General features: G+C 42.4%; 19 protein-coding genes, 1 riboswitch and 1 other annotated feature. Of the genes, 9 read left to right on the top strand and 10 right to left on the bottom strand.

Annotated elements, in window-relative coordinates; genetic code table 11:
* Positions 1 to 108: 108 nt before the first annotated feature.
* On the bottom strand, positions 109 to 2,523 hold the full coding sequence (gene leuS, locus D0469_RS11265) for a leucine--tRNA ligase (RefSeq protein WP_117326850.1): 2,415 nt from the start codon (positions 2,521 to 2,523) through the stop codon (positions 109 to 111).
* 104 nt (positions 2,524 to 2,627) lie between these two features.
* Positions 2,628 to 2,854 (bottom strand) — a binding site (T-box leader).
* 193 nt (positions 2,855 to 3,047) lie between these two features.
* Between leuS and D0469_RS11260 the strand changes: the two genes are divergently transcribed.
* Complete coding sequence (locus tag D0469_RS11260; RefSeq protein WP_117326849.1) at positions 3,048 to 3,494, top strand: cupredoxin domain-containing protein; 447 nt, start codon at positions 3,048 to 3,050, stop codon at positions 3,492 to 3,494.
* 539 nt (positions 3,495 to 4,033) lie between these two features.
* Here D0469_RS11260 and D0469_RS11255 read toward each other — a convergent pair.
* Complete coding sequence (locus tag D0469_RS11255) at positions 4,034 to 4,297, bottom strand: YtzC family protein (RefSeq protein ID WP_117326848.1); 264 nt, start codon at positions 4,295 to 4,297, stop codon at positions 4,034 to 4,036.
* Between the two features lie 241 nt (positions 4,298 to 4,538).
* Here D0469_RS11255 and D0469_RS11250 point away from each other — a divergent pair, with 241 nt between their 5' ends.
* Together D0469_RS11250 and D0469_RS11245 are read left to right on the top strand one after the other, a co-directional pair.
* Complete coding sequence (locus D0469_RS11250) at positions 4,539 to 5,507, top strand: TIGR01212 family radical SAM protein (RefSeq protein WP_117326847.1); 969 nt, start codon at positions 4,539 to 4,541, stop codon at positions 5,505 to 5,507.
* On the top strand, positions 5,494 to 6,069 hold the full coding sequence (locus D0469_RS11245; protein ID WP_117326846.1) for a class I SAM-dependent methyltransferase: 576 nt from the start codon (positions 5,494 to 5,496) through the stop codon (positions 6,067 to 6,069). The genes D0469_RS11250 and D0469_RS11245 overlap by 14 nt, the downstream gene beginning before the upstream one ends.
* 295 nt (positions 6,070 to 6,364) lie before the next feature.
* Here the strand turns inward: D0469_RS11245 and D0469_RS11240 are convergent, their stop codons facing one another.
* Both D0469_RS11240 and D0469_RS11235 read right to left on the bottom strand, forming a co-directional pair.
* Positions 6,365 to 7,462, bottom strand: coding sequence for a tetraprenyl-beta-curcumene synthase family protein (locus D0469_RS11240; RefSeq protein ID WP_117326845.1), 1,098 nt, complete (start codon positions 7,460 to 7,462; stop codon positions 6,365 to 6,367).
* Positions 7,463 to 7,478: 16 nt separating this feature from the next.
* Positions 7,479 to 8,282: an alpha/beta hydrolase gene (locus tag D0469_RS11235; RefSeq protein ID WP_117326844.1), complete on the bottom strand. Its 804-nt coding sequence runs from the start codon at positions 8,280 to 8,282 to the stop codon at positions 7,479 to 7,481.
* 149 nt (positions 8,283 to 8,431) lie between these two features.
* On the opposite strand from D0469_RS11235, the gene D0469_RS11230 reads away from it, so the two are divergent.
* Positions 8,432 to 8,959 carry a gamma carbonic anhydrase gene (locus D0469_RS11230; RefSeq protein ID WP_117326896.1) on the top strand — a complete coding sequence of 176 codons (528 nt, stop codon included), beginning with the start codon at positions 8,432 to 8,434 and terminating at the stop codon, positions 8,957 to 8,959.
* Between the two features lie 174 nt (positions 8,960 to 9,133).
* Here the strand turns inward: D0469_RS11230 and metK are convergent, their stop codons facing one another.
* Positions 9,134 to 10,336, bottom strand: coding sequence for a methionine adenosyltransferase (gene metK, locus D0469_RS11225; RefSeq protein ID WP_117326843.1), 1,203 nt, complete (start codon positions 10,334 to 10,336; stop codon positions 9,134 to 9,136).
* A 239-nt stretch (positions 10,337 to 10,575) separates the two neighbouring features.
* Positions 10,576 to 10,772, bottom strand: a riboswitch (SAM riboswitch).
* A gap of 66 nt (positions 10,773 to 10,838) precedes the next feature.
* Positions 10,839 to 11,213 (bottom strand): thiol-disulfide oxidoreductase DCC family protein, encoded by a 375-nt coding sequence (locus D0469_RS11220; protein ID WP_117326842.1) that lies wholly within the window; start codon positions 11,211 to 11,213, stop codon positions 10,839 to 10,841.
* Between the two features lie 222 nt (positions 11,214 to 11,435).
* Between D0469_RS11220 and pckA the strand changes: the two genes are divergently transcribed.
* Positions 11,436 to 13,025: a phosphoenolpyruvate carboxykinase (ATP) gene (pckA, locus tag D0469_RS11215; RefSeq protein WP_117326841.1), complete on the top strand. Its 1,590-nt coding sequence runs from the start codon at positions 11,436 to 11,438 to the stop codon at positions 13,023 to 13,025.
* A gap of 633 nt (positions 13,026 to 13,658) precedes the next feature.
* Here the strand turns inward: pckA and D0469_RS11210 are convergent.
* Both D0469_RS11210 and D0469_RS11205 read right to left on the bottom strand, forming a co-directional pair.
* The gene (locus tag D0469_RS11210; protein ID WP_117326840.1) at positions 13,659 to 13,901 is read right to left on the bottom strand and encodes a DUF2584 domain-containing protein; all 243 of its coding nucleotides are present in this window, start codon (positions 13,899 to 13,901) and stop codon (positions 13,659 to 13,661) included.
* Positions 13,902 to 13,937: 36 nt separating this feature from the next.
* A complete protein-coding gene (locus D0469_RS11205; RefSeq protein WP_407675739.1) occupies positions 13,938 to 14,738 on the bottom strand; it encodes an alpha/beta hydrolase family protein in 801 nt (266 codons plus the stop codon).
* A gap of 176 nt (positions 14,739 to 14,914) precedes the next feature.
* Between D0469_RS11205 and D0469_RS11200 the strand changes: the two genes are divergently transcribed.
* The 3 genes from D0469_RS11200 to D0469_RS11190 are packed head-to-tail and all read left to right on the top strand — an operon-like array spanning position 14,915 to position 17,496.
* Positions 14,915 to 15,910, top strand: a complete 996-nt coding sequence (locus D0469_RS11200; protein WP_117326838.1) for an ABC transporter substrate-binding protein — start codon at positions 14,915 to 14,917, stop codon at positions 15,908 to 15,910.
* 16 nt (positions 15,911 to 15,926) lie between these two features.
* Complete coding sequence (locus D0469_RS11195; RefSeq protein ID WP_117326837.1) at positions 15,927 to 16,706, top strand: ABC transporter ATP-binding protein; 780 nt, start codon at positions 15,927 to 15,929, stop codon at positions 16,704 to 16,706.
* A complete protein-coding gene (locus tag D0469_RS11190; protein ID WP_117326836.1) occupies positions 16,687 to 17,496 on the top strand; it encodes an ABC transporter permease in 810 nt (269 codons plus the stop codon). The genes D0469_RS11195 and D0469_RS11190 overlap by 20 nt, the downstream gene beginning before the upstream one ends.
* Before the next feature lie 35 nt (positions 17,497 to 17,531).
* Here D0469_RS11190 and ytkD read toward each other — a convergent pair whose 3' ends face one another.
* Complete coding sequence (gene ytkD / locus D0469_RS11185) at positions 17,532 to 18,017, bottom strand: RNA deprotection pyrophosphohydrolase (RefSeq protein WP_117326835.1); 486 nt, start codon at positions 18,015 to 18,017, stop codon at positions 17,532 to 17,534.
* A gap of 144 nt (positions 18,018 to 18,161) precedes the next feature.
* Positions 18,162 to 18,518, bottom strand: coding sequence for a hydrolase (locus tag D0469_RS11180; RefSeq protein WP_117326895.1), 357 nt, complete (start codon positions 18,516 to 18,518; stop codon positions 18,162 to 18,164).
* 236 nt (positions 18,519 to 18,754) lie between these two features.
* Between D0469_RS11180 and D0469_RS11175 the strand changes: the two genes are divergently transcribed.
* On the top strand, positions 18,755 to 19,012 hold the full coding sequence (locus D0469_RS11175) for a DUF6154 family protein (RefSeq protein ID WP_117326834.1): 258 nt from the start codon (positions 18,755 to 18,757) through the stop codon (positions 19,010 to 19,012).
* Positions 19,013 to 19,432 lie beyond the last annotated feature (420 nt).

Raw genomic sequence — 19,432 nt, 5'->3', positions numbered from 1 at the left:
TTATGTATCACATTATATCAAACAATATATATAACTTTACCAGCATAAAGATTCTCTAAACAGAGAAAAGCCCCTGTATAAGAGCTTTTCTCATAAATTGATGCTGATTTAGTTGGCTACGATATTTACAAGCTTGCCAGGGACAGCAATTACCTTGCGCACGGTTTTACCGTCGATCTGTTCTTTAATAACATTATCGCCCATCGCAATTTCCTCTAACTTTTCCTTTGGTGTATCTGTTGGTACCATCAGTTTAGTTTTCGCTTTTCCATTGACCTGAACAACAATTTCAACTTCGTTATCAACAATTTTTGCTTCATCAAATGCAGGCCATGTTTCATAAGCGATGCTTTCTTTGTGGCCAAGCAGCTCCCAAAGCTCTTCAGCAATATGAGGGCAAATAGGTGACAGTAGCTTTGTAAATCCTTCTACGTACGCTTTTGGAAGAGTTTCTGCTTTATATGCCTCATTAATGAATACCATCAGTTGGGAAATGGCTGTGTTAAAGCGGATTCCTTCATAGTCCTCGGTTACTTTTTTCACCGTTTGATGATATACCTTTTCCAGCTTGCCCGTATCATCTGTATCGCTGATCTTGGCAGTGATTGAGCCATTATCATCAACCAGCAAACGCCATACCCTGTCAAGGAAGCGACGTGATCCATCAAGGCCATTGGTTGACCATGCTATCGAACCTTCCAAAGGCCCCATGAACATTTCATATAAACGCAGGGTGTCGGCACCGTGAGATTTCACAATCTCATCCGGATTAACAACATTTCCCTTTGACTTACTCATCTTTTCGTTGTTTTCACCAAGGATCATACCTTGGTTAAACAGCTTTTGGAACGGCTCCTTCGTTGGAACCACTCCGATATCATATAAAAATTTATGCCAGAAACGGGCATATAGTAAATGCAGTACAGCATGCTCTGCACCGCCGATATAAATATCAACCGGCAGCCATTCTTTTAATTTTTCAGCATCGGCAAGCGCTTCTTCGTTCGTTGGATCAATATAGCGCAGGAAGTACCAGCAGCTGCCGGCCCATTGAGGCATAGTATTCGTTTCACGGCGCCCTTTTCGGCCATTTTCATCCGTTACATTGACCCAGTCCTCAATAATTGCCAGCGGTGATTCGCCAGTTCCAGAAGGTTTGATTTCCTTGGTCTTCGGCAGCATCAATGGAAGCTGATCCTCACTGACAGGTTCAATGGAGCCATCCTCCCAATGGATAACAGGGATCGGTTCACCCCAATATCGCTGGCGGCTGAACAGCCAGTCACGCAGGCGGTAAGTAATTTTCTTTTCGCCAATGCCGTTTTCAACAAGCCACTCAATGCTTTTCTTAATTGCCTCTTCTTTTTTCAATCCATCCAGAAATCCGGAGTTAATGTGCTCTCCATCACCTGTATAAGCTTCCTTCTCGACATCGCCGCCTGCAACGACTTCCTTAATAGGCAAATCAAATTTCCTCGCAAACTCGTAGTCACGCTCATCATGTGCCGGAACAGCCATAATGGCTCCAGTACCATAGCTCATTAAAACATAATCAGCAATCCAGATTGGCATTTTTTCGCCATTTACAGGATTGATTGCGTAAGCACCAGTAAAGGCACCTGTTTTATCCTTGGCTAAATCTGTTCTTTCAAGATCGCTTTTATTTTTAACAGTTTCAATATACGCATCAACTGCAGCTTTTTGCTCAGATGAAGTGATTTTTTCAATAAAAGGATGTTCAGGGGATAATACTGCATAGGTTGCCCCGAATAATGTATCGGGACGGGTCGTAAATACGGTAAAGCTTTCATCCTGGCCATCTATAGCAAACGTAACCTGGGCACCTTCAGAACGTCCAATCCAGTTGCGCTGCATCTCCTTAATGCTTTCAGGCCAATCCACTTCCTCAAGATCATCCAATAACCGGTCTGCGTAAGCCGTAATTTTAAGCATCCATTGCTTCATTAGCCTGCGCTCAACCGGATGGCCGCCGCGCTCACTTTTGCCATCGATGACTTCTTCGTTGGCCAGTACCGTACCTAATGCGGGGCACCAGTTTACTGCCACTTCATCAATGTAAGCCAAGCCGTGTTCATAAAGCTTTAGGAATATCCACTGTGTCCATTTATAATAGCTTGGATCTGTAGTATTAATTTCCCTGTCCCAATCGTAAGAGAAGCCTAAAGACTTGATTTGGCGGCGGAATGTATCGATATTTTTCGCGGTGAATTCAGCAGGGTCATTCCCTGTATCAAGTGCATATTGTTCGGCAGGCAAACCGAAAGCATCCCAGCCGATTGGGTGCAATACTTTATATCCCTGCATCCGCTTTAGGCGGGATAGAATATCAGTTGCTGTGTAACCCTCCGGATGGCCAACGTGAAGTCCGGCACCGGATGGATAAGGGAACATGTCAAGCGCGTAAAACTTCCGCCTGCCGCTCTCATCATTTGTTTTAAATGTTTTGTGGCTTTCCCAATATTGCTGCCACTTCTTTTCGATTCTTTTATGATCGAAACTCATTTTTTTTCCTCCTAAATTTGTAATCCGTGGGATGTTGGCTAAGCTGCCACACGCTGTGTCAGTATATTAATTATTTATTGAAATAATAAAAACCCCTCATCCCAGTAAGGGACGAGAGGATTATGTATGCATCTTCCCGCGGTACCACCCTAGTTGGCGCAAATTGCACGCCCCGCTCTAGATCCATAACGTGGATAATCCGGCAAAGCATTACTCTTTGTTCATGCCTGCAGCTTAAAGGCGAGTTCACTGGTCCTCCCGGTTGACTTGCACCATCCGCCAACTCTCTAAACGGGTTCTAACCGCTACTGCTCCTTGTCATTGCTTTTAAAAATTATGTCATTATATAGCATATTCTAGTCAATTTCACCTGTAAATGCAAGAAGAGTTATATTACATTATCAACTGGGTCTCATTTTTATATGCATCATCTTGGAAAAAAGTTCTTCTCCCGGTCCGTTTTGGACAAGAATTTACTCTTCCTGTCATATAGATTAATTAAAACACGAATAGGGGGACTCGTCATGAAATTTATCATTATCCGGAGAAAATGGCTTTTGGTCGGATTAGCTATAGTGGCATTGGGTTTAAGCGGGTGGTACTATTTAATTCCGCTCACAGCTGAAACAGCAAAAATGGAAAATTCAGTCCAAAACTTTGAAATTAATATGGTCACAGGGGAATATAAAACAACGACTAAAGATGGAAAAGAACTTGAAGCCTACCGGTGGGACCCCGGCACAATCTTCATTCCCCAGGACAAACAAGTAAATTTAAAGATTTTCGGTGTAAACGGCAGCGAGCATCCCTTTCACATTGAAGGAACTGATATTAAAGGAGTTGTAAGAAAAGGAAAAGAAACCGTTATCCCATTGATGTTTAAAAAAGAAGGCACCTACCGTTTAATTTGTGAAACACATATACACAGCGGCAGCGGCGGTCCTATGATTGCTTATCTGGTTGTGGATTAATTCTCCATCTGCGCATAACGGGCAAATTCCATTTATATTTTGGACTCAACACTTCCTTTTATCAAAGGTACTCGTTCATAACATGGCTTTGGCCACATATTTATACTTGCGAAAAAGCCGGCTCATGCTCTTTGAAGCAATGCGGATTTTTCTTATTTGTTAAACTTGCCTGTTGATTTCCACACGCTTTCCGCGGGCGGTTCGGGAGCCTCCTCGGCGCTTGTGCTGCAGTGTCTCCCTTGAGCCGCTTTTCCCGCAGGACGTTGAATTGGCTTTCCCGAATAAACATTAATTGATAATGGTCATAATTTCGCCAGCCAGAATAATTCTATTTGTTATCACTTTGAGTTGATACTTTTCTCCTTAAGGGGTAATTCAGAAAATTCTTACTGCCCCTTATTTAAACGCAATTTTTGACAACTACTTCCGCGCCTCCGACTGTTAATTTCGGAAACAATGGGGTTCAATTACAAAAATGTCTACATAAAAATGGCCTCCTTCACAGGAAGCCAGATGGGTAATACCCCTAATTCTCTTTATTAATAATCAAGCAAAATCATATTATTTTGCATCTGCCTGAGCTGTAAACCCATTCTGTATAACCTATCCCGCTGTTGGTCATTTGCGCTTCGCGAAAGCCTATCCAGCTCATCTAACGCTGATTGTATCTCTAATTGGGAGTTGGAATATCCGGTGTCATTATAATGCTGCTGAACGGAAGCCTCCTGAAATTGATCACGAGCATTCAGGAGAGTTGCCTCACAACGCTGCAGGCATTTTTCGACTGCTTCCCTGGTTGCCATTGCTGTCCCCTCCTTTTAAATATGAGATGAAAAACTCATCTTCTCCCTTAGTTTGCTCACTTCCCTTCAGATTATTTTATTCGAAGCCCGTAAAGAAATTGGATAACCCCCTTCTTCATGTTAAAATACCACTTGTTGATAACACGATTTTTATTGGTTTAAAAGCATTTGCCAATTAAATCAATTTTAGATCACATTTCATCTAGTGGATGACATCCATTACTACATTGGAGGTCCTGACTTGAATTCATTTTTATATGCAACTGACGACAAAAGGTATCATACATGGAATTATCATTTGCGTGAGATCTTTGGCCATAAGGTTTTTAAAGTGGCTTTGGATGGCGGTTTTGACTGCCCGAACCGTGACGGCACTGTAGCCCATGGCGGCTGTACGTTTTGCAGTGCTGCGGGATCTGGCGACTTTGCAGGCAACCGGGCGGAAGATCTTGAAACACAGTTTAAGGAGATTAGTCAAAAAATGCATAAAAAGTGGAAGGATGGAAAGTATTTGGCGTACTTTCAGGCGTTTACCAATACCCATGCCCCACTTGAAGTTTTAAAGGAAAAATATGAAACAGTTCTTAAGCAGGACGGTGTTGTCGGAATATCGATAGCGACAAGGCCCGATTGCCTGCCTGATGATGTAATTGAATATTTAGCAGAGCTAAATCAAAGAACGTATTTATGGGTGGAACTTGGCCTTCAGACCATTCATGAACGGACTGCTTTATTAATTAATCGAGCCCATGATTTTCAGTGCTATGCAGATGGTGTAGAAAAACTCAGAAAACATGGCATAAGAATTTGTTCTCATATCATTAATGGCCTTCCGCTGGAAACACCGGAAATGATGATGGAAACAGCAAAAGAGGTTGCAAAGCTTGATGTTCAAGGAATTAAAATCCATTTGCTTCACCTTTTAAAAGGCACCCCAATGGTAAAGCAGTATGAAAAAGGAATGCTTGAGTTTTTAAAATTTGATGATTACGTGAACCTTGTCTGCGACCAGCTAGAAATCATCCCGCCAGAAATGGTTGTTCACCGCATAACAGGGGACGGACCGATTGAACTCATGATCGGACCAATGTGGAGCGTAAATAAGTGGGGAGTTTTGAATGCTATTGATGCTGAGCTAAAAAGGCGTAACAGCTGGCAAGGCAAATATTGTCTTTCTGAAGGTGTGAGAGAATTTAATGAAGCTAGATAGAATCCTCCCATTTGCCCGGCTTTTGCTCCAGAATGCTGTCTGCGAAGGAAATATAGCCGTCGATGGAACGATGGGCAATGGCCACGATACAGAGTTCTTGGCCAATTTGGTCGGTGATTCCGGACATATTTATGGTTTTGATATCCAGGAGCGGGCTATCACAGAAACATCCAAGCGGTTAAAGTCTGCTGAGCTTGATTCGAGATGCACTCTATTCCTGGCTGGACATGAGCAAATTAAAAGGAAAATCCCTGAACAATATCACGGCCAAGTAACAGGTGCGATTTTTAACCTGGGTTACCTCCCAGGCGGAGATAAGTCAATCGTTACTACGGAGAAAACAACCATTGAAGCCATAGAACAGCTCCTTGACATTATGGCACCAGAAGGTATCATCGTCCTGGTGATTTATCACGGCCACCCGGGTGGCGCGGTTGAGCGCGATGCAATTTTAGATTTTACAGGCTCCCTTCCTCAGGAAAGGGCCCATGTACTGCAATATCGTTTTATCAATCAGGCAAATAACCCTCCCTTTATTGTTGCGATTGAAAAACGTCAATAATTCCGGAAGCTTAACCAAAGGTGTTATTCAACAAAGCGATAAAAAGCCCTTGCAGTCCAAGGGCTTTTATTATTTAGGACAAAATAAAATTGCCGAGTTGTGAGTAACGAAATAGTGGAGCTATCTCTAGCTCCAGTGCCCAGCAGCTTTTTTTACGTAGTAAAAATAAAAACCCCGACTCACAGGGCAATGAATACTTCGGCAGCGGTACATCGTGCGAAACAAAGCGGCAGTTTATTGAGGATGTGGCGTTTGTAACCTCTCTTCCTTTATACAGGGCACTTGCACTTTGTTATTACTTTGCGGAGGAAAAAACAATCCTGCTGGCTGCCATTCTTTTTTGCAGGCTTCGATATACTTTGCCATTCAGGTAAAAGAATAATGATTCAATGCCGCCGAGCCGGATCATTCGTTTCGCGAGCGGCCTTACGGTTTTTTGGCTCTGTACCTTATTATCGGATAAGTATAGTCCAAGAAGCCCTCTTTGAATCAATTTATGAAAACGGGAATGCGGCAGATTATCCACATGCTGCGATGATTTTTCCACAAAATGAGATAACCGCCTAACCATTTCTTCCTCATTTTTGTAGTAAAAACAAAAATTGAGATCTCCACCATGCCTGTCCTCTTCCTGATCAATAAAATAATCAAGCAGGATATGAAGCCCTTGAATATATGGAAAATAACCTCTCATAACCTCAGTTGCATAACGGGGCTTAAAATCATTGCGCAAACCATACGAGATCAGGCAAAATATTCCCAAAGTAGATCCAGAGCAAGCTGAAAATTCATACCATGTCATTGAAGGCAAATCCTTTTTATAGGAATTGAACCACGTTTTTAGTCGAGGAACCCTTTCCTCTGCCATTACATGCTTATGTACCTGCAAATCGCAATAATAAGAACATAGCTGGGTTAGAAAGGGATAAATTTCATGATAATGTTTATTGATGCGAAGCATTTCCTGGCAGGTTAAAACAAGCTCCTGTAAGTATCCGCCATCATCCTGCTCATTCCTGTTCCTATAGTAATTTACCGGCACTGCATCAATAGTAAGGGCATGATCCATTGATTGATGAAGTGCCCGGAAGTCGTCCGGGTCCATCGAGGTGCTTCTGTCACAAAGATTATCAAGATAATCGCTGATTGTTTGATACGCTACGATAAATTTAATAGCTTCAGCTTTGTTTTCTTCTGCAAGCAAGGAAAGAATAGCTCCCCCCTCGCAATGAAATGTTTTGGAACTAATACTGGCAAGCGCCTGTTTCCTTAATTCGGGATCCGGAATTTCTTCCGCCCGATCCGTCCAATAGGCCAGCTCATCGTGTACGATTGGAAAAACCCTGCGATACACTTGCTGCATTAGAGCGAGCGGGTTAGAAGGTACAGTCACCTGGGTTCACCTCACTTTATAAAATATATCCGAGAGTTTTAAGCCTGGTTTCTACAAACGAGAGTGCATATTGAAATACATCATCCCGTTCTGGTTCGTTAAATATTTCATGGTACAAGCCAGGCCACTCTTTATATTGCTTTTCACTGCAAAGAGTGTAATTAAACCATTCCCTTACCATCTTTTTATCGACAATCAGATCTTCTCCAGCTTGCATAAGAAGTATAGGAATGTCCTGGAAATCAGGTATTCTCTCGAAGGCTTCCTTTATTGAAGCCGTGAGTTCCTTATACCACCTCACTGATACCTTGGTAATATACAGGGTGTCATTAACATCAACTTCCTTTACTTCAGCATTCCGTGTAGCCATGTCAATTGTAAGTCCTGATTCCATTCTGAGCTTAGGGAATACTATGTTAATCACAGAAGATACAGCTTCCAGTGGTTTCGATGGTGCTGTGACCAATCCGAGACATGGCGAGGATAAGATGACTCCTGCCAAATTAATTTGTTCCTCCTGCAGGGTTCTGATAGCAATTAAACCTCCCATGCTATGCCCAAGAAGGAAAACAGGCAGATCATAGGTGAAGGCTTCTTCGATCCATAGTTTAACTTCATCGATATATTGATCAAAGGAATCGATATGGCCTCTTCCCGAACGGGTGGTCATCCCCTGGCCGGGCAGATCCCCTGCAATAACATGATAACCAGCGGAACACCACATCTGGGAAAGCCACTTATAACGGCCATGATGTTCCATCGCTCCATGGATTATCACTATTACGGCCCTAGCATTACCCTCCGCTTCGTATTTCCACATGCGAATTCCTCCTTTGAAACGATTTATAGTAGTTTTATTTTATAAAAAATCTCAGCCAATTGGTATTTTCAGCACTTAATAACTGTTTGCGATATAATAAATTCTATCTATTACATAAAATTACATTTTGGAAAGGGTTGTACATTATGATTATCTATCCGTTTAAAGATATAAAACCGGAGATTGCACCAAGCTGCTATATTGCGGATAACGCAGTGATTACCGGTGATGTAACAATTTCAGACGAGTCAGGCATCTGGTTTAATACGGTAATTCGAGGAGACGTTGCCCCTACAATCATCGGCAGGAAAGTCAATATTCAGGATAATTGCGTCCTCCACCAGAGCCCTAACAATCCACTGATCATTGAAGATGAAGTTTCAGTGGGACATCAAGTAGTACTTCACAGCTGCAAAATTAAAAAAGGTGCACTTATCGGCATGGGTTCCATTATCCTCGATCAGGCTGAAATCGGGGAAGGTGCTTTTATTGGTGCGGGAAGCCTTGTTCCACAAGGGAAGATTATTCCGCCAAACACGCTTGCTTTTGGTCGCCCGGCTAAAGTAATCCGCCCTCTTACTGAGGAGGACAAAAAGGATATGGAAAGAATCACCCGCGAATATGCGGAAAAAGCACAATATTACAAGGCAGCAGAACGAATAGATCCTTCCTTTTAGCAATTTTCGAGAAATGGATATGTTCTTACTTAAGATATGAATGAAACAAGTATTTTAACCAATCTTACATGCTATCGGGAAAGACAAACGAAAAACAACACCAAAAAGGGAAGAGGATACATTAAGTACCCTCTTCCCTTTTTTGAGAAGTTAACCTATCACATTTTGAAACGCTTAGGCGTTTGCTGCTTGATTTTTAAGAACTTCCGCTTTATCAGTGCGTTCCCAAGGCAAATCAACATCACTGCGGCCAAAATGTCCATATGCAGCTGTTTGCTTGTAGATTGGGCGGCGAAGGTCAAGCATGTTAATAATGCCAGCAGGGCGAAGGTCAAAATTTTGACGAACCAGGTCAACCAAAACATCTTCCCCTACGGTTCCTGTTCCAAATGTATCAACAGAGATAGAAACAGGCTGGGCTACACCGATTGCATAGGCAAGCTGCACTTCAACTTTATCAGCAAGTCCAGCAGCCACAATATTCTTCGCAACATAACGGGCAGCATATGCTGCAGAACGGTCAACCTTTGTAGGATCCTTACCGGAGAATGCACCGCCGCCGTGGCGAGCATATCCGCCATAAGTATCAACAATGATTTTACGGCCTGTTAGACCTGCATCACCTTGAGGTCCTCCAATAACGAAACGGCCTGTCGGATTAATAAAGTACTTAGTATTTTCATCGATTAATTCAGCTGGAACTACAGGATTGATTACATGTTCCTTAAGGTTGCGCTGAATCTGCTCAAGGCTGATTTCAGGGTGGTGCTGAGTAGAGATAACAATCGTGTCGATACGCACAGGCTTGTCATTTTCATCATACTCAACTGTAACCTGAGTTTTTCCGTCTGGACGCAGGTAAGGAAGGATTTCTTCTTTACGCACTTCAGTCAGGCGGCGAGCAAGTTTGTGAGCCAATGAAATCGGAAGAGGCATGAGCTCCTTCGTTTCATTGCAGGCAAATCCAAACATCAAGCCCTGGTCACCTGCTCCGATTGCGTCAATTTCTTCATCGGACATTTGTCCTTCACGGGCTTCAAGAGCCTGGTCAACACCCATTGCGATATCAGCCGATTGCTCGTCGATGGAAGTCAATACTGCGCAAGTTTCAGAATCAAATCCATACTTAGCACGAGTATAGCCAATATCCTTAACTGTTTCGCGAACAATTTTTGGAATGTCTACATAAGTAGAAGTTGTGATTTCCCCTGCAACCAATACAAGACCGGTTGTAACGGACGTTTCGCAAGCGACACGTGCGTTTGCATCCTTAGCAAGGATTGCATCCAGGATTGAATCTGAAATCTGGTCACAAATCTTATCCGGATGACCTTCAGTTACAGACTCAGAAGTAAATAGACGACGGTTTTTAGACATCTTATTTCCTCCTTATAGAAGATAATATTTTTTGTGGTTTAGAATTAGAAACACATAATAGCGTTTCCTCTTCCCCCGTTTTGACGGAACTCGTTTCCAAAAGTCTTATCCGATTCAAGATGCAGATTTTCTTCCAGCGGCAACCACGGCGTTATGTATAGGCCGTTATGGTTTGCATACAAAAAAACCTTTCCTTGAAATAGTGAGGAAAGGTTGGTTATCTTACATCTAGCCTTTCGCTCTTATCGTTCAAGGGCTTATTATAGCCTTGCATCAGGTTAGCACCTTCGCCTGAAGAAAAGCAAATGCTTAAAAAATAATCACTTTAATGAATAGGTTGCATCATTTATTCGTAATTGATTCCTTAAGGTCATTTTACTTCTGGCAGGTTGCTGGGTTTCATCGGGCCTGTCCCTCCACCGACTCGGGATAAGAGAATCCGTACAAGGTAGAATCATACCGTAAAATATCGAAAAATGTCAATCATTTTACGATAACTTTTTTAAATAGAACATTTGCGGTCACTGCAGTTCGAACGAAAGAATACATGCCGTCTATCAGCAATGTACCGATAAACTGGTTTTCCGATTAATGAAGCGAATGGCAGATAGCTAAGTGCCCCAAGCAAAAATAGTGGCGGACATTTGATCATCAATCTCCGAACAGCAAAAAACCCTCTGTAAATCCTATCTTCCCCTGCCAATAAATGAAGCTCTCTTCTTAAATCCTTCTTATTATATATATAGATACGATTGTGTATTTCATAATCCTGTAAGGAAACCCATTCTATTTTCGATAGCCAATCATACCGCTCAAGCTTATTCCTTGTCTTTTGACATAATATGCAGTCTCTGTCATAAAGTGCTATATCTTTCATAAGTATCTCACCCTTATTCGAATATATTGATTATGACAGATTTTTTGAAAATAAAAAGAGATTGCCTTAAGGATAATTATTATGTACCCTAAAATTTGAATGTTAAAAATAGATGAAAATTTTTCACAATTTAGGACATCAATAGTATAGACTAATCATTTTAATGTGTTATACTATTTAATATTAAAACATAAATCATTGAAAAAGGCAGGTATCTCATAGATGAATTCCGTCGATATTTCAAATGAGCTACACCAATTATTATCTGGAAGCAACGTAAATTTACAATTATCGGTACCACAGCTTGTTGAAAAGGTTTTAAACCGCCAAGAGGGCGTTCTAACTTCTACCGGTGCTGTAAAGGCTGAAACCGGCAAATATACTGGACGGTCCCCAAAGGATAAATATATTGTTGAGGAAGCATCCTCAAAGAACAAGATCGATTGGGGCGCAGTAAACCAGCCGATTTCGGAAGAGGTTTTTTGCAATCTTTATACAAAAGTGATTCAACATCTGCAGCAAAAAGATGAGGTATACGTTTTCAGAGGTTTTGCAGGGGCAGATGAAAAACACCGCCTGCCAATCCAGATCGTTAACGAATATGCTTGGCACAACCTTTTTGCTCACCAGCTGTTTATTCGTCCGACTGAAGAAGAGTTAAGCGTTCACAATCCTGAATTCACTGTTATTTCAGCACCGGATTTTAAAGCAGATCCACTTATTGACGGAACAAAATCAGAAACATTCATCATTGTGTCTTTTGAGCGCCGTACTGTGTTAATCGGCGGTACAGAATATGCTGGAGAAATGAAAAAGTCCATTTTCTCCGTCATGAACTATTTGCTGCCAGAAAACGGAATTCTCCCAATGCACTGCTCAGCAAACGTAGGCAGAGAGGGAGATGTAGCTCTTTTCTTTGGATTATCCGGAACGGGGAAAACTACTTTATCAGCCGACCCTAACCGCAAGCTGATTGGTGATGACGAGCATGGATGGTCATCAAATGGAGTTTTCAATATTGAGGGCGGCTGCTATGCGAAGTGCATTAATCTTTCACGTGAAAAAGAACCGCAAATCTTTAATGCAATCCGTTTTGGCGCAGTTCTGGAAAACGTAGTAGTTCACGAACATACACGCGAAGCCGATTATGATGATAATTCATTAACTGAAAACACCCGTGCTGCATACCAGCTTCAGGCTATTGATAATATCGTCAATCCGAGCCTTGCCGGGCATCCAAACACAATCATATTCCTTACTGCTGATGCTTTTGGCGTACTGCCTCCAATCAGCAAACTTTCTAAGGAGCAGGCAATGTTCCACTTTTTAAGCGGATACACAAGCAAGCTTGCAGGTACAGAGCGTGGAGTCACTTCACCAGAAGCAACCTTCTCCACTTGCTTTGGATCGCCATTCCTTCCGCTTCCTGCGACTCGCTATGCAGAAATGCTTGGCCAAAAAATAGATGAACACAACTCGAAAGTTTATCTTGTAAACACTGGATGGACCGGCGGTGAATATGGTACTGGAACACGTATGAAGCTAGCTTATACACGCGCTATGGTGCAGGCAGCACTTGAAGGGGAATTAACAAACGTTGAAACTGCTAAAGACAGCATCTTCGGACTGGAGATCCCGCTGCACGTACCTGGTGTACCAGACGAAGTTCTTCAGCCAAGCAAAACTTGGACTGACAAGGCGGCATACGAAGCAAAAGCAATTGAACTTGCGGAAAAATTCCGTGCAAACTTTAAAAAGTTCTCCAATGTAGCTCCTGACATTGAGGAGCTTGGCGGACCACAGCATAATTAAAATGCAGAAGCGCCTAACCAAAAGCAAGAACCATTCCTTGTCCTGCGGGCCATTATCCTAAATGAAAGCCCCCTATCGAGCTGATAGGGGGCTATTTTACTAAATAAGAAAGTATAACGTTATAAACAAGTACAGATGTCTAGCTCCAGCGCTTCCGCTTTTCTATGCTGTCTAGCTTCAGCGCCCAGCCCCTCGAATGTTGTGACCAAGAGCCGTCACAACCCTGGTCATAAGCCAATCGCTTCGGAAGGCAAACAACGCCTTCTGTCAGCTCTTGTCTTATGCTTGTCGGACTTGCACAGGACGTGCTGGCGTCGGCGTTTGGCACAGGACGTGCCAGACCTTAGCCGATGTTCTTTTGTCAGGACGTGGGTCAGAACGGCGTTGCCACAGGACGTGGCGGGCTTAGTCGTTCTTCCTTTCAACAGGGCGCTTCCGCTTTTCTATGATGTCTAGCTTCAGCGCCCAGCCCCTCGAGGTCATAAGCCAATCGCTTCGGAAGGCAAAAAGCGCCTTCTGTCAGCGCTTGTCTTATGCTTGTCGGAGGCCAACAGGACGTGGGTCAGAACGGCGTTGCCACAGGACGTGGCGGGCTTAGCCGTTCTTCCTTTCAACAGGGCGCTTCCGCTTTTCTTAGTTGGTTGAATTTAATGATACCAGTTGATAGGTTATGGTTGTTTTCTCTGCTTCCCATTCAACCTTTTTAATGACAGCAGTGCCGCTAGATTCACTTTGTTTCGTTTTCCTGATATCAATCGGGATATCAATAGGATAAAGGCGATAGCCTTTTTTAACGAGACTAAAAAGGTTCTCCTGCTCCCGCTTTTCATTTCCTTTTGTAACTATCATGGTATTAAGCTCTAATGGCATCCCCATACTTTTCTCCCTCCTCGTATTGGTACTTTCATATTATCACTTTTCGGCCTGCTGTTTCATCCACTGTGTTAAATCATCCACCACCTGGCGATTGACCGCAGGTGGAAAGTAATGGGTGAACTGAGGAAAATACCAGCTCTCCACATGCTTATTTTTTGCTTTTAATATATTTTCAAGTCTATGTGCATGATCAACTGATACGTTTTGATCGCGTTCACCATGGATGATCAGAACTGGCACCTCTAGTTCATCCACAGCAAATAACGGGGTCCTGTATTCATATTCCTCAGGATATTTAGTCGGTGACCCGCCAATTACCCGTTTCATCATTCGGCGAAGGTCTTCCCGCTCCATATACGTGAGAAACATGTCGCTCACCCCTCCCCACGTAACGACTGAAGCTGCTGATTTGCAAAGGATTGCTGTCCACAAGGCCATTATCCCGCCGCGTGAAAATCCAAATACATGGATTGAATCGTTGCGGACTCTTGGATGGTTTTCAAGCAGTTTAAATCCGGAAACAGCGTCAAGCCGGTCTTGTCCGCCGAAGTCCTCATCACCTTCGCCACCTTGGTTCCCTCGGTAATGCGGCGCGAATACAATAAAACCCTGGGCTGCAAACTGAATGATTCGTCCGGGCCTGACCTTTCCGACATTTTTTATTCCGCCGCGCAAGTATAGAAACCCATCATACACCTCCTGCCCTACAGGCTCGGCAAGAAGGCCTTTAATTTTTAGCCCTTGTGAATAATATGTGACCGTATATAAATGAATTCCCGGATGCGGTGACGGAAACCGCTCCTTCGAAATGATCGTTCCATCCTGAGTTATCATCATTTCATCCTCCTGTCCGGCTTATTATGTATTTTTATCCCATTCACTCTGGCAATAATCACTCTTGATTTTATCCATCAAAGTGTTCCATAGGCAATCACACATTTTCTCATTCTTTCATACGATATGCTATGAAAATTCCTTATCCTTTAAAAAAACAGCAATACAGGAGGGTTAACATGAACAAATGGATAAAAACGGGCGGTATATTGCTTTTGGTTTGCATCCTCATTATCCCGCTGGCCGCCTGCGGGAAAGAAGAAATGCAAAAAGTGCGAATTGCGGAAGTTACCCATTCTATCTTTTATGCTCCACAATACGTAGCAATTGAAAAGGGCTTTTTTGAAGAAGAAGGTCTGGAAATCGATTTAAAGACCACTCCAGGTGGAGATAAAACAATGACAGCTCTTTTATCTGACGGAGCCGATGTAGCCCTTGTTGGATCTGAAACATCAATTTATGTAACTGCACAGGGCTCTAATGACCCAGTTATCAATTTTGCCCAGCTCACACAGACAGACGGTACATTCCTTGTATCACGTGAAAAGATTGATAACTTTAACTGGGATATGTTAAAGGGAAAATCCTTCCTAGGTCAACGAAAAGGCGGCATGCCGCAAATGGTTGGTGAGTTTGTTTTGAAGAAACATGGAATTGATCCCCAAGGCGACCTCGAATTAATTCAAAATGTTGACTATGCAAATATTGCCCCTGCATTTGCAGCTGGCACTGGAGAGTTTGTACAGCTTTTTGAGCCGACCGCAAGCATATTTGAGCAGGAAGGCAAAGGGCATATCGTAGCGTCCTTCGGTAAAGAATCAGGCCATGTACCATATACAACGTTTATGACAAAATCAAGCTATCTTAAAGAAAATAGTGAAACAGTAGAAAAATTTACACGGGCGATAAAGAAGGCGCAGGACTGGGTGCAGGAACAGAGTGCCAAAGAAACTGCCAAAGTCATTCAGCCATTTTTTGAAGATACTGACCTTGAAACAATTGAAATGGTGGTAGACCGCTATAAAAGCCAAGGTTCCTTTGCTACAGATCCAATTTTAGATGAAGATGAATGGAACAACCTTCAGGATATCATGGACGAAGCAGGAGAACTGCCGAAACGGATGGACTATAAACAACTGGTTAATACAGAGTTTGCCGAGAAGGTAACGAAATAAAAGGGAGGCCTGGCAAATGAGCTTCCTGTCAATTCAAGATATACACCATACGTATTTTACAAAATCGACGGCTAAAACAGCGCTGGCATCCATTTCCATGGATATCGAGGAAGGGTCATTTATCTCCCTCCTCGGCCCAAGCGGCTGCGGCAAAACCACACTATTGTCCATTATTGCCGGACTGTTTAACCCGACACAGGGCCTTATTACCCTTGAAGGACAGCCCGTTCAGGACGTTAATAAGCATATGATTGGATATATGCTGCAGCAGGATTACTTATTTCCCTGGAAAACAATTGAAGAAAATGTCACACTCGGTTTAAAAATCCAAAAGAAGAATGATCCTAAGCTTTTTTCTGATGCCCTCAGCCTTTTAGCAGAGGTAGGCTTACAGGGGACTGAAAAACAGTATCCAAAACAGCTCTCAGGCGGGATGAGACAGCGGGCCGCACTCGCAAGAACATTGGCTGTCAATCCGAAGGTACTCCTTCTTGATGAACCGTTTTCGGCATTGGATTATCAGACAAAGCTTAAGCTGGAGGACCTGGTTTCCGAAACGCTGAAGTCCTTTAATAAAACAGCCGTTCTGGTGACGCATGATATCGGTGAAGCAATAGCCATGAGCGACCGGATCTATTTATTTTCCGCAAACCCTGGCAGGATTTTTAAGGTGTTTGATATGAATGAAGAGCTGAGAAACATGACACCATTTGCGGCTCGAAACCACCCGTCTTTTCCCACCCTTTTTCAATCTATCTGGAAGGAGCTTGAAAGCCTTGAATACGACAGGCAATAGCATCCAAAAGCTTCATGAACAATATAATGATTCTTTAAAAAAGGAAAAAAGATGGGTCAGGTTCTATCAGATCATTATTTTCATCGTTTTTTTCACCGGCTGGGAAACAGCCAGCCGTATGGAATGGATAGACCCTTTGGTTTTCTCTTCTCCAACAGACATTGGAACTTTGTTTCTGGAAAAGGTTAAAGATGGATCAATCTTTTCTCACCTTGGCGTAACCGTTTTTGAGACAATTCTCGGGTTTATTCTTGGAACACTTTGCGGGACGGTGCTTGCAGCAGTCCTATGGTGGTCACCGATTCTGTCAAAAATCCTTGATCCGTATTTAGTCATATTAAACGCTATGCCAAAGGTTGCCTTAGGACCGATTTTAATAGTGGCACTAGGTCCTAGTTTCACGTCTATCGTTGCAATGGGAGCGATCATTTCCATCATTATCACCACTATTGTAGTCTATACCTCCTTCAGGGAAGTTGATCCAAACTATTTAAAAGTACTGCAAACCTTCGGGGCATCGCGGACTCAATCCTTTAAAGAAGCTGTGCTGCCCGCCTCATTCCCGACGATTATTTCAACCTTAAAGGTAAATGTAGGCCTTTCCTGGGTTGGCGTCATAGTGGGAGAATTCCTGGTCTCATCAAAAGGACTCGGGTACATGATTATCTACGGCTTTCAGGTCTTTAATTTCACCCTTGTCCTTTTATCACTGCTCATCATAGCCGTGTTCGCCACGATTATGTACCAGCTTGTAGAGCTTCTCGAAAGAAAACTTATTAAGAATAGTTGATTATATGAGATAAAAGAAAAGAACGGCAGGCGAAATTAGGATTTTTTGCCTTCTGTTCTTTTTAATTCTTTTATTCTTTTTAAGCTAAGGGGGAGAATTTGATCCTTCATTATAAAACTGAATTCCTGTTCTTCCTCAATGCTGTCAGGCAGTCTCTTTTTCAGAACTGGTCCTTCTGTCTCCAAATAGTCTTGCTTCGAGTCTAGTCTCAAAAGCTCAGTGTAGTAGATAGACTTTATAAAATAACCCGCTTGGGAATGTACCCGATATTGGCCGACAAAAAGCAGTTCCCCTGCTTTGCCTCCTGTTTCTTCAAATACTTCTCTTTTGGCTGTTTCTTCAATTGTCTCCCCAGCTTCTTTCTTGCCGCCCGGGAACTCTAAGCCACGAACTGAATGCCTGGTGAGCACCCATTGCTCTTTCCAGCGGCATAGCACGAGAACATGATCTGCTTCCCCGAAAGCTTCGTTAGCTGTAGAAAATTCAACCTTATGGCCGTTTTTGTCAAAAAAAGATAACATTGCTATATTCCTTTCCTGTTGGAAAATCTCAAACCAATTCCCCTCACGGTTCCTCTTTATTATATTTTAACTTTAGGTGCAGATGGTAATGGTATTTAAATTATGTAAAAAGGAACCTGACAAATTTCCGCCAGGTTCCTTTGATTATTTATTTTCTAATCCATTCATTTCGCTTTCTCCAGGAGAATTCTCTAATATGCCCATGCTTTCAATATGTCTTCTGGCTTCCTCGTTTCCTATTTTATAGATCAGTTCGTAAATTTTTAGTGTCCCTTTATCATAAGCATCGTTTTCCCGATCATAATGATATTGAATATATGGCACATGGGAGCGCAAGAAGTTTTGCCATTCGACAGAGTAATTCTGGTCAAAATACTCCCGGAGCTGTGAAATTTCTTCATCGGTAGCCTCCACTTGGAAATTCCATGGCGAGGTATCGCACTGACGTGATATTTGCCCATTTTGCAGCCAGATATAGTATGTGTTCTTTTGTTGATCCATTTGATGGTCCCCTTTTTGCCAAAGTGTTGAACTTATTTTTCCTAAGGAAAAGATTTTAATTCTCTTTGGCCAATTCTGGGTTTCGAATGGAACTTTTATCATGTAAAATGAAAATAACAGATTAAAATTACTGCCTCCGGGTAAAACATAAATATATCCTTTGTATTTAGCAGAACATTTCCATTCATGTTTACATATCTTAAGATACAATCATACACAACTCGCGGGGTGACGACATGAAATTAATTGATGATTTATATAATCTGTATCGCAATAAGCTGACCGGGGACGAAGAAGACATTGACATGCTAGCTTTCGCAGTGCTTGAACAATTGAACCGTAAGGAAATCATCGGATTAATGGATGAGCTGGACGATCAGGAGCTTACGAATTTGCTCGGTTTGTATATCATTGAATCATTAAAAGGGAAATTCGCACAGGAAGAACTGGAAGGATTCAAACCGGCATCGTATCACAACCGAAATATCCATTAATATATTACATAAAAGCCGCAAACAAATTGTTTTGCGGTTTTTTTGGCTAAATAAGAAAGCAAAACTTTTTTTATGTAGAATTGTCTAGCTCCAGCGCCCAGCAACTTTTTTTATGGAGTAAAAATAAAAAAAGCCTTCTTCGGATACCTTCTAATCTACTTGATGCTGCTCGGCCAGACCCGACGTATAGGATGTGCTATTGCCGACGTCGCCACAGAACGTGGCAATCTAAGAAGGCCTCAAGGTCATAAGCCAATTGTACAGTAACATATAGATTTTTATTGACAATTACCATTTTCCGGCCATCTATCAATAAAGAAAAATAGGGAAAAACCTTTTAAGGGATAAGCTGCCAGCACAAAAAAAGGACTCGCAGGTGCTGCACCCCAAAAGTTAGAGTTAAAACTAACTTTTGGGGTG

Source organism: Peribacillus saganii (assembly GCF_003429095.1).
Taxonomy (GTDB): domain Bacteria; phylum Bacillota; class Bacilli; order Bacillales; family DSM-1321; genus Peribacillus; species Peribacillus saganii.
Note: the sequence above shows the minus strand (reverse complement) of the source record. Positions and strands in the feature narration are given on the sequence as shown.

Coding starts and splice junctions, on each gene's coding strand:
- leuS (WP_117326850.1), bottom strand. CDS start 2,523: ATGAGTTTCGATCATAAAAGAATCGAAAAGAAGTGGCAGCAATATTGG.
- D0469_RS11260 (WP_117326849.1), top strand. CDS start 3,048: ATGAAATTTATCATTATCCGGAGAAAATGGCTTTTGGTCGGATTAGCT.
- D0469_RS11255 (WP_117326848.1), bottom strand. CDS start 4,297: ATGGCAACCAGGGAAGCAGTCGAAAAATGCCTGCAGCGTTGTGAGGCA.
- D0469_RS11245 (WP_117326846.1), top strand. CDS start 5,494: ATGAAGCTAGATAGAATCCTCCCATTTGCCCGGCTTTTGCTCCAGAAT.
- D0469_RS11235 (WP_117326844.1), bottom strand. CDS start 8,282: ATGTGGAAATACGAAGCGGAGGGTAATGCTAGGGCCGTAATAGTGATA.
- metK (WP_117326843.1), bottom strand. CDS start 10,336: ATGTCTAAAAACCGTCGTCTATTTACTTCTGAGTCTGTAACTGAAGGT.
- D0469_RS11220 (WP_117326842.1), bottom strand. CDS start 11,213: ATGAAAGATATAGCACTTTATGACAGAGACTGCATATTATGTCAAAAG.
- pckA (WP_117326841.1), top strand. CDS start 11,436: ATGAATTCCGTCGATATTTCAAATGAGCTACACCAATTATTATCTGGA.
- D0469_RS11210 (WP_117326840.1), bottom strand. CDS start 13,901: ATGGGGATGCCATTAGAGCTTAATACCATGATAGTTACAAAAGGAAAT.
- D0469_RS11205 (WP_407675739.1), bottom strand. CDS start 14,738: ATGATGATAACTCAGGATGGAACGATCATTTCGAAGGAGCGGTTTCCG.
- D0469_RS11200 (WP_117326838.1), top strand. CDS start 14,915: ATGAACAAATGGATAAAAACGGGCGGTATATTGCTTTTGGTTTGCATC.
- D0469_RS11195 (WP_117326837.1), top strand. CDS start 15,927: ATGAGCTTCCTGTCAATTCAAGATATACACCATACGTATTTTACAAAA.
- ytkD (WP_117326835.1), bottom strand. CDS start 18,017: ATGTTATCTTTTTTTGACAAAAACGGCCATAAGGTTGAATTTTCTACA.
- D0469_RS11180 (WP_117326895.1), bottom strand. CDS start 18,518: ATGGATCAACAAAAGAACACATACTATATCTGGCTGCAAAATGGGCAA.
- D0469_RS11175 (WP_117326834.1), top strand. CDS start 18,755: ATGAAATTAATTGATGATTTATATAATCTGTATCGCAATAAGCTGACC.